Below are 9,428 nucleotides of genomic sequence, written 5' to 3' on the forward strand. Positions count from 1 at the left end.
GAGCTGCCCTGGTCTGAACGGCCCCGCCGATGCGGTAAGGTTTTACCTGTTGGCGGGGGCGGAAACGCCGCCGCTCAGCGGACGGGACGTAGCGCAGTTTGGTAGCGCACTTGACTGGGGGTCAAGGGGTCGTGGGTTCAAATCCCGCCGTCCCGACAGAGCAGTAGCGGTTCATAGAGGGGTCCACCATCTGGTGGGCCCCTTTCTGCGTCTCGGGTGGGGTGGAGCCGGGGCGTGTGGGATGTTGTCCCGCGTCGTGCGGGATCTCCTTCATCGTGGCCGTCGCGGAACGGCGCGACACCAGGTCGCTGTCCTGACACGGCTCCGCCGCTGCCGCGCTGCGCCGTTCGAGCCCGTTGGGGATGGTCGGGATACCTTGCGGCCTCCGTTTCGTCTCCACGTCGTGGAGATGGCGCGACCGCCTTCACCCTTGTGGCCGCAGGTGATTCACGCTTGGCCGGGCTTCGTGCCGAGCGGTGCGTACGAGTCGCTGATACAGGGGTTCCGCGCCTCGGTGCGGAGCGTGCGCGGCGGTTCGGTGACGGGTCGCCTCCCAACGGGCCCTTCGTCGTGTGTACGCGGGCCCGGTCTTCGGTGCTCCGCGCCCCAGACCCCGTCCCTGCTCTGACTTCCCACCGCGGGCACCGCCCGGGTTCCCGTTGGTATCCGGCTTTCACCCCTACCCCCTGGGGGTGTCGTACTGCTAGCATTTGGGTATGAAAATCATTTTCATTGAGGTGGATCGATGAGCGATGGCACGCTGACCCGACCGGGAACCCCCGTCCTCGGTCGCCGGGCCCTCCTGCGCGGTTCCCTCGGTCTGGCCGCGGCGGCGGCGCTCCCCCTGACGGCGTGTTCGGGCGACGAGGGGGCTACCGACGGCAGGCTCCGGATGGGAGTGGCCGGAGCCGCGCTGGAGACGCTCAACGTCCCGGTCGCCTCGGCCATCTCCGACTACGTCACGATGTTCGCCCTCTTCGACCCACTCGTGGTCCTGCGCGGCGAGGACGTGGTCATGCGCCTGGCGGAGGAGATCGAGGCCAACGACGACGCCACCGAGTACACCGTCCGGATCCGCGAGGGCGTGGAGTTCCACGACGGCCGCCCCCTCACGGCCGAGGACGTCCGCTACAGCCTGGCCCTGCTCGCCGACCCCGAGGAGAGCCCCAACTACGCCCAGTTCTACGCGGACCTGGACCGGGACGGCCTGGAGGTCCTCGACCCGCTCACTCTCCGGGTCCCCCTCACGCGTCCCCGCGCCGACTTCGTCGAGGCCGGGCTCGCGACCTTCTCCCTGGTCTTCCCCGACGGAACCACCGGGGAGGCGTGGGAGGAGGGCATCGGCTCGGGGCCCTACCGGCTCGCCTCCACCGGCTCCGGCGGCCGGGTGCTGGAACGCAACGACGCCTACTGGGACGAGCCCGCGGTGCTCGACGAGGTCGAGATCGTCTCCATCAACGACGCCGAGACCCGGATGAACGCCCTGCGCGGCGGCCAGATCGACTACGCGCACGCCGTCAGCCCGGCCAACGCGGCCGCGGCCGACGACTCCATCGAGATCGTCCGCGGCGGCACCTCCGACTCCGGCTTCCTCGCCCTGCACATGAACACCACCCTGGAGCCCTTCGACGACCCGGACGTGCGGCTCGCCGTCAAGCTCCTGGTCGACCGCCAGGCGATGGTCGACACGGTCCTCCACGGCCAGGGAACCGTCGGCAACGACCTCGTCGGCCAGGGGCTGGCCGACTTCGCCGACGACGTGCCCCAGCGCGAACGCGATGTCGAGCAGGCCCGGGAACTGCTGGAGTCGGCCGGGGTCAGCGAGGTCACCCTGCGAGTCGCCGAGCTCGTCCCCGGCATGACCGCGGCGGCGGAACTGCTGGTGGAGCAGGCCGACGAGGCGGGGCTGACCGTGCGGCTCGACGAGGTGGCAGCCGACACCTACTTCGCTGACATGGAGACCCTCATGTCGACCCCGTTCCAGTCCCTGTACTGGGCGAACCGTCCGGCGGCCACGCACGTCGCGGGCTTCACCGGCGAACGGGGCGGGTTCAACGTCACCGGGCTCTCCGGCGGAGAGTACGACGAGATGCTCGACGCCATGCAGGCCACCGTGGACGACGACGAGCGCCGGGAGGCCCTGGCGGCGATCCAGCACTACCTGTGGGAGCAGGGTGGCGACGTCGTCTGGGGCTTCGCCGAACAACTCGACGCCACCGTGCCCGGTGTCTCCGGCATCGAGTACACCCAGGCCCTGCCACGGCTCGACCGCCTGTCGATGTCGTGAGCGCGCGCCGCACCGGGATCTCGGTCGCCCGCCGCCTGCCGGGAATCGTCCTCCTGCTGCTGGCGGTGAGCGCGGCGCTCTTCTGGTCGGTCGAGGTCCTGCCCGGGGACCCGGCCAGCCAGGCCCTGGGCGCCCAGGCCGACCCCGAACGCGTGGCCGCGCTGCGCGAGCGGCTCGGCCTTGACCGCCCGGTCGGCGTGCGTTACCTCGACTGGCTCTCCGGCGTCCTCACCGGGGACCTGGGCGAGAGCGCGGTCACCGGCCTGCCGGTGGCCCCGCTCGTCGCCGACCGCGCGGCCCGCAGCCTGGTCCTGGGCGCGAGTGCCCTGCTGGTCGTGGTCCTGGTGGCCGTCCCAGCGGGCGTCGCGGCGGGCGCCCGCCCCGGCGCGCTCCGCGATCGGGCGGCCTCGCTCGGCGCGCTGCTGGTGCTCTCGGTCCCCGAGTTCGTCCTGGCCGCGCTTGTGGTGAGCGTCCTGGCCCACGGACTGGGCTGGTTTCCGCCGGTGTCCCTGGTCGGTGACGGGTTCGGGGCCCTGACCGAGCCCGACAAGCTCGTCCTGCCGACACTGACCCTGGCCGCCGTGGCCGGCGCCTTCGTCCTGCGCCTGACCCGCGCGGCCGTGGCCGAGGCCGCCGGAGCACCGCACGTGGAGGCCGCGCGCCTGGCCGGGGTGCCCGAACACCGGGTCCTGGCCCGCCACCTGCTGCCCTCGGTGCGCGGGCCCGTCGCCCAGGCCGTGGCCCTGGCGGTTCCGTACACGGTCGGCGGCGCGCTCGTCGTGGAGGCGGCCTTCGGCTATCCCGGCCTGGGCGCCCTGACCGCCGAGGCGATCGGGCGCAGGGACGCCGCGGTGGTCAGCGGGGCGGGCATCGTCCTGGCGGGCGCGGCGGCCCTCGGCTTCCTCGTCGCCGAACTCGCTGGCGCGGCGTCCCCGGACCGGGCACCACAGCGAACGGGGGCGCTCCGATGACCCCGGCCTCACGGACACGTTCCCGGACCCTGGCCCGGACGACCGACGCGGCCGGCTGGGTGCTCCTGTGCCTGCCCGGAGGGCTCGCCCTGGCGGCGGCCTTTCTCGGCCCCCTGGCGGTCGGCCCCGGGGAGACCAGTTCCCAGGGCCGTCCCTTCCAACCGCCCGGCGACGGGCTGCCCCTGGGCACCGACCACCTGGGCCGCGACGTGTGGGCGGTCCTGCTCGACGCCGGACCCGCGCTCATCCTGCTGCCGTTGGCCGCCACCGCTCTGAGTACCCTGCTCGGCACCGTCCTGGGCCTGCTCACCGGCTGGTACGGGGGACACCTCAGCTCCCTCGTCCTGCGTTCGGGCGAACTCCTGCTCGTGGTCCCGCCACTACTGGTCACCCTGCTGGCCGCAAACGCCGCGTCGGGCCCCACCGTCCTGGTTGTGGTCATCGCCCTGGTCGGCACCCCCGCCACCTTGCGCTTCACCCGAGCCGCGACGCTCACCGCCGTCTCGCGCGGCCACGTCGAGCACGCGGTGGCCCTGGGCGAGCGCACACCGGTCGTCCTCGTGCGCGACGTGCTGCCCACCATCGCGGCGCCGGTCCTGGCCGACGCGGGGCTGCGACTGGTGAGCGCGGTCTACGTGGTGGCCTCGATCGGCTTCCTCGGGTTCGGCGGCCCGACCCTCGGAGACAGCTGGGCGCGCATGACCGCCGACAACCTGGCGGGAGTCCCACTCAACCCGTGGGCGCTCGCGGCACCGGCCGCGTGCGTGGTCGCCCTCGCCGTCTCCGTGAACCTCATCGCCGACCGGTGCGCCGACCGATTCAGGAGGGGAATGTGACAGCCGAGACACTGGTCGTGGAGAACCTCTCGGTCACCGACCCGGCCGGGGCGCCCGTGTTGTCCGGAGTCGGACTGCGACTCTCGGCGGGTGAGCGACTCGCGGTCGTGGGGGAGTCGGGGGCGGGCAAGTCGACGCTCGGCCTGGCCGCCCTGGGCGTGGTCCGGCCGGGGCTGCGCAGGGCCCACGGAAGCGTGCGCGTGGCGGGCGAGGACGTCTTCGCGCTCTCCGAGCGGGCCCGGCGGCGGCTGCGCCGCACCACCACCGCCTGGCTCAGCCAGGACCCGGCGTCCGCGCTCACCCCCACGATGGCGGTGCGCAAGCTGATCGCCGAGCAGCTCGGCCGCGCCTCACGCGCCGAGGTCGCCGAACGGCTCCGTGCCCTGGACCTGCCCGACGACGCCGCCTTCCAGGACCGCCTGCCGCACCAGCTCTCCGGCGGCCAGCAGCGTCGGGTGGCGCTGGCCCGTGCCCTGGCCGCGAGCCCCCGCCTGGTGGTCCTCGACGAACCCACCGCGGGCCTGGACCCGGCGGCCGCCCGCACCCTCGTCACCGAGGTAGGGCGGCTCCAGCGCGAACTCGGCTTCGCGCTGCTGGCCATCACCCACGACCTGGGGCTCATGGCACGCGAGTGCGACGAGGTGCTCGTGTTGGACGGCGGGCGCGTGGCCGACCGCGGACCGGACGCCCTCGTCCGGATCAGGGCGGACACCGGGGCCGAACCCACCCCGCGCGCGTTTGTGACGGACCGTCGCGAGCCCGCGTCCGGCCAGCACGCACCGGCGCCCGGCATCGACGGTCCCGAGTCCGGCCGCATGGACACGCGTCCCCTGCTGAGGGTCGAGTCCCTCGCCGTGGGCCACGGCGCCGGGGACCTGCTGCGCGGTGTGGACTTCGAGGTCGCGGCGGGAGAGGCCGTCGCCCTCGTCGGCCCCAGCGGGTCCGGCAAGAGCACCCTCGCCCGATGCCTGGCCGGGCTGCACCCGCCCTCCTCGGGCACCGTGGCCCTGGACGGGCGCGTGCTGGCTCCCCGGGCCCGGCGCCGTACCCCCGACCAGCGCGCCCACCTCCAGCTGGTGGGCCAGGACCCCTTGGGAGCATTGCACCCGCGCCGGTCGGTGCGCTCCTCGATCAGCGGCCCCGCACGCCTGCTGCGCGGCTTGTCCCGGGCCGCGGCGGACGAGGAGGCCATCGCCCTGCTCGACCTCGTCGGACTTCCGGTCGGTCTGGGCGATCGACGGCCGCGTGAACTCTCCGGCGGCCAGTGCCAGCGCGTCGTCCTGGCCCGCGCCCTGGCCGTCCGCCCGCGCCTGCTCGTGTGCGACGAGGTCACCTCCGCGCTGGACCGTGCCACCGCGCGCGAGGTGACCGGGCTCATCGACGAGCTGCGCACGCACCGGGGCCTGGCGGTCCTGCACGTCACCCACGACCCCGACGTCGTCCGGAGCGGCTGTGACCGGGTCCTCGCCCTCTCCGACGGCACCGTCGCCGACCGGGACCGGGAACCCGCGGCGCCCACCGCCGTCGGCGCACCGGCACCACCACCCTGACCGCGAACGACACAAGGAGGCGACCCATGAGCGTCGATGCCACCACCGAGGAGCCGAGCGCGCAGGAGCGGCCACCGCCCGACGAGACCGCGCGGGAGGAGGAGCCGTCCGACTCCGTGGCCCAACGGGTCGCTGCCCTGCTGCCCTTCGCCCGCGAGGACCGTGCGAGCTACGTGCTCTCCGCCGTGCTCGCGACCGCGGGCACCCTGGCCCTGCTCGGGCAGTTCTACGTCATCTACCTCGCCATCGACGGCGTCGTCGCTGACGAGGCCACCGGCCCCGGCATGTACGCACTGGCCGGTGCCGTTCTGGCCCTGCTCGTCGCGCACCACGTCCTCATGGCAGTGTCCACCCTCATCTCACACCGGGCGGCCTTCCGAACCCTGTACCGCCTCCGCCTGCGGATCGGCCGGCGCCTGGGCCGCGTGCCGCTCGGGCGGGTGACGGGGCGGCGCTCCGGGGAGATCCAGCGGACACTGTCGGAGGACGTCGAACGCCTGGAGTCCTTCCTCGCCCACGCCATCCCCGAACTCGTCGCGGCCCTGGTCGTGGTCGCCGTGACCACGGTGTGGATGTTCGCCGTCGACTGGCGCATGGCCCTCGCGGCCGCGGCCTGCCTGGCCCTGGCCGTGACGCTGTCCGGCCGTGCGGTGCACGGCAGCCAGGCGCTCATGGGCGGCTACATGGCGGCCATGTCGCGCATGAACGGATCGATCGTCGAGCTGGTCCGGGCCATGCCGGTCGTGCGGACCTTCAACCGCACCGGCGACACCTTCGCCGAGGCCCGGGACGCCATCCGGGGGGCGGCCGACTACCAGGCGCGCTGGGGACTGCGGTTCCTCCCGCTCTTCACAGGGTTCTTCACCCTGGCCGCCGCGCCCGCCGTGACCATCGTCCCGGTGGGGCTACTGCTGTGGACCAACGGATCGATCTCCACGACCGACCTCCTCTTCTTCTTCGTCATCGGGCTCGGTTACGGCGGCCCCGTGACCAAGCTCCTGAACTTCACCGCCCAGCTGACCCAGCTCAGCTACGGCGCCCGCCTGGTCACGGACCTGGAGGAGGCCGAGGTGCTCCCCGAGCGCGAGCGGGTACCCGGGCCCGGTGACGGCACGGTGGAGTTCGACGGCGTCGGCTTCCGCTACGAGGGAGCCGGCACCGAGGCACTCACCGACGTGAGCTTCCGTGCCAGCCCCGGCACGGTCACCGCGCTCGTCGGCCCCTCCGGCGCGGGCAAGAGCACCGTCGCCAAGCTGTTGTGCCGTTTCTTCGACACCGACACGGGTACCGTCCGCGTCGGCGGCGACGACGTGCGCGACCTGCCCTTCTCCGCCCTGATGAGCCGGGTCTCCTTCGTCTTCCAGGACACCTTCCTGTTCGATGACACCGTCGCAGCCAACCTGCGCGTCGCCGACCCCGACGCCGACGGCGCCAGGCTGGAGGACGTCTGCCGCCGCGCCCGGGCGCACGAGTTCGTCGCCGACCTCCCCGAGGGCTACGAGACCCGTGTGGGTGAGCAGGGCTCCCGGCTCTCCGGCGGGCAGCGACAGCGCCTGGCCATCGCCCGCGCCCTGCTCAAGGACACCGACGTCATCGTCCTGGACGAGGCCACCGCCTTCATCGACCCCGAGAACGAGGTCGCCGTCCAGGAGGCCGTCGAGGCCCTGGTGCACGACCGCACGGTGATCGTGGTCGCGCACCGGCTCTCCACCATCACCGGCGCTGACCAGATCCTGGTCGTGGACGGGGGCCGGATCGTCGAGCGGGGCCGCCACGACGACCTGGTCGCGGCCGACGCCCTGTACGCGCGGATGTGGCGGGCCTTCGAGGCCACCGAGTCCATCGCCCTGGGCGAGGCCGTCCACGGCGCGCCGACCGAACCGATCCAACCGACCGCCCCCAACGGACAGGAGGACGTATGAGCATCGCGGCCCCGCCCCGGAAGGCCCCGTCGGCCCAGGCGGGAGAGAGCTTCTACACCGGCACCCTGGGCACGCTCTGGAAACTGTTCGGGTCCTACCGGTCCTCCTTCGCGGCCGCCCTGGGACTGCGCGTACTGGCCTCGCTCGCGGCGGCCGTGCCCGTGGTCACCCTGGTGTGGGTCATCGAACTCGTCCGTACTGAGGCTCTCACCGGGCCCGTGGCGGGGCTCGCGGCAGGCGCGGTCGTCGCCGGAGCCGGCGCCCAGTACCTCTTCGGTTACCTCAGCAACCGCCTGGCGTGGACCGGTACCTTCCACGCCGTGGGGGCCGCACGGGAACGAACCCTCGAACACGTGCAGAGCCTGCCGGTCGGCGAGGTCCGCTCGGCGGGGGTCGGCGAGGTCTCCACCGTGCTGACCTCCGACATGGACGCGGTGACCGACTACGCGCACTCCGCGCTTCCCCAGGCCTTCAGCGCCGTCTCCCTGCCGGCCTTCGTCTTCGCGGGACTGCTCCTGGTCGACGCGCCGATGGCGGCTGCCGTCGCGGTCAGCGTCGTCGTGGCGGTCCCGCTCTACCGGTGGACCTCGCGGCACTTCGGACGGCACGCGCTCGAACGGGGCGACCTGCTGGCCGCCGCCAACGGCCGCATCGCCGAGTACGTCCAGGGCCTGCCGGTCGTGCGCTCCTTCGACCACACCGGCGAGCGCATGGGCTGGTTCCGGCAGGCGGTGGAGGACGTGCGGGAGGTCAACGACCGCATGGCCACACGCCTGGTGCCCGTCACGCTGGTCGCGATGGGGGTGGTCCAGCTCGGCACACCGCTGACCATCGCCGCGCTGTCCTACTGGTACTTCGGGGGACGGCTCGACGCGGGCACCGTCCTGGTCTTCCTGGTCCTGGTCCTGCGCGTGTACACGCCCCTGCTGGAGGTGGCGGGCAGTGTCGAGCGGTCGCGGCTGGCCGACGCGGCGCTGCGCCGGATCGGCCGGGTCCGTGACATGGCCGTGCAGGAGACGCCGGAGCGGGAGCACACGGCCGTGGGGGAGCCGACGGTGGCCTTCGAGGGCGTCTCGTTCTCCTACTCACCTGGCGAACCGGTCCTGCGGGAGGTCTCCCTCGAGGTCCCGGCGCGCACCATGACGGCGGTCGTGGGGCCCTCCGGGGCGGGCAAGAGCACCCTGTTGTCGCTGGTCGCCCGCTTCTGGGACGTCGACTCCGGAACGGTGCGGGTCGGCGGGGCCGATGTGCGCGACCTGACGCGCGAACAGCTCTTCGGCGCCTTCACGATCGTCTTTCAGGACCCCTACCTGTTCCAGGGGACCGTCCGCGACAACATCGCGTTCGGCCGTCCCGACGCCGACGAAGCGGCGGTGGAGGAGGCGGCGCGCCGGGCGCGCGCCCACGACTTCATCACTGCCCTTCCCCAGGGCTACGACACCCCGGTGGGGGAGGGCGGGGCCACCCTGTCCGGGGGTGAGCGCCAGCGCGTGTCGATCGCCCGGGCCATCGTCAAGGACGCGCCCATCGTCCTGCTCGACGAGGCCACCGCTGCGCTGGACCCGATCAACGAGCGCGACGTGCAGGGCGCGTTCGCCGAGCTCGTACGCGACCGCACCGTGCTGGTCGTGGCGCATCGCCTCAACACGATCCGCTCAGCCGACCAGATCCTCGTGCTGGACGGCGGCCGGGTGGTCGAGCGCGGCGGCCACGACGAGCTGCTCGCGGCTCGGGGGCGGTACGCGGACCTGTGGTCGCAGCGGGAGCGGGCGGCCCGGTGGAGGCTGGGCCGTAGGGGCTGACCAGGGACGCGACTGGTCTGCGGCGGTGTCTGGGGCGACTCCCGGCGCCGCCGCTTCGTG

The 9,428-nt window shown here is 73.3% G+C and carries 6 protein-coding genes and 1 tRNA gene; all 7 read left to right on the plus strand.

From position 1 onward, the window contains the following. Positions 1–82 precede the first annotated feature (82 nt). The 7 genes from D457_RS0107030 (at position 83) to D457_RS0107060 (ending at position 9,368) form a co-directional block, all read left to right on the plus strand. Positions 83–156, plus strand: a tRNA-Pro gene (locus D457_RS0107030). A gap of 589 nt (positions 157–745) precedes the next feature. Further along, a complete protein-coding gene (locus D457_RS0107035) occupies positions 746–2,287 on the plus strand; it encodes an ABC transporter substrate-binding protein (protein ID WP_017579941.1) in 1,542 nt (513 codons plus the stop codon). Beyond that, positions 2,284–3,258: an ABC transporter permease gene (locus D457_RS0107040; protein ID WP_017579942.1), complete on the plus strand. Its 975-nt coding sequence runs from the start codon at positions 2,284–2,286 to the stop codon at positions 3,256–3,258. Before D457_RS0107035 ends, D457_RS0107040 begins: the two co-directional genes overlap by 4 nt. Continuing rightward, positions 3,255–4,094 carry an ABC transporter permease gene (locus tag D457_RS32010; RefSeq protein ID WP_017579943.1) on the plus strand — a complete coding sequence of 280 codons (840 nt, stop codon included), beginning with the start codon at positions 3,255–3,257 and terminating at the stop codon, positions 4,092–4,094. Before D457_RS0107040 ends, D457_RS32010 begins: the two co-directional genes overlap by 4 nt. Then, positions 4,091–5,644 carry an ABC transporter ATP-binding protein gene (locus D457_RS32015; RefSeq protein ID WP_017579944.1) on the plus strand — a complete coding sequence of 518 codons (1,554 nt, stop codon included), beginning with the start codon at positions 4,091–4,093 and terminating at the stop codon, positions 5,642–5,644. The genes D457_RS32010 and D457_RS32015 overlap by 4 nt, the downstream gene beginning before the upstream one ends. A 26-nt stretch (positions 5,645–5,670) precedes the next feature. Continuing rightward, the gene (locus tag D457_RS32020) at positions 5,671–7,566 is read left to right on the plus strand and encodes an ABC transporter ATP-binding protein (RefSeq protein ID WP_017579945.1); all 1,896 of its coding nucleotides are present in this window, start codon (positions 5,671–5,673) and stop codon (positions 7,564–7,566) included. Further along, positions 7,563–9,368, plus strand: a complete 1,806-nt coding sequence (locus D457_RS0107060) for an ABC transporter ATP-binding protein (protein ID WP_017579946.1) — start codon at positions 7,563–7,565, stop codon at positions 9,366–9,368. Before D457_RS32020 ends, D457_RS0107060 begins: the two co-directional genes overlap by 4 nt. The last annotated feature ends 60 nt before the right edge of the window (positions 9,369–9,428 follow it).

Source organism: Nocardiopsis valliformis DSM 45023 (assembly GCF_000340985.1).
Taxonomy (GTDB): Bacteria; Actinomycetota; Actinomycetes; order Streptosporangiales; family Streptosporangiaceae; genus Nocardiopsis; species Nocardiopsis exhalans.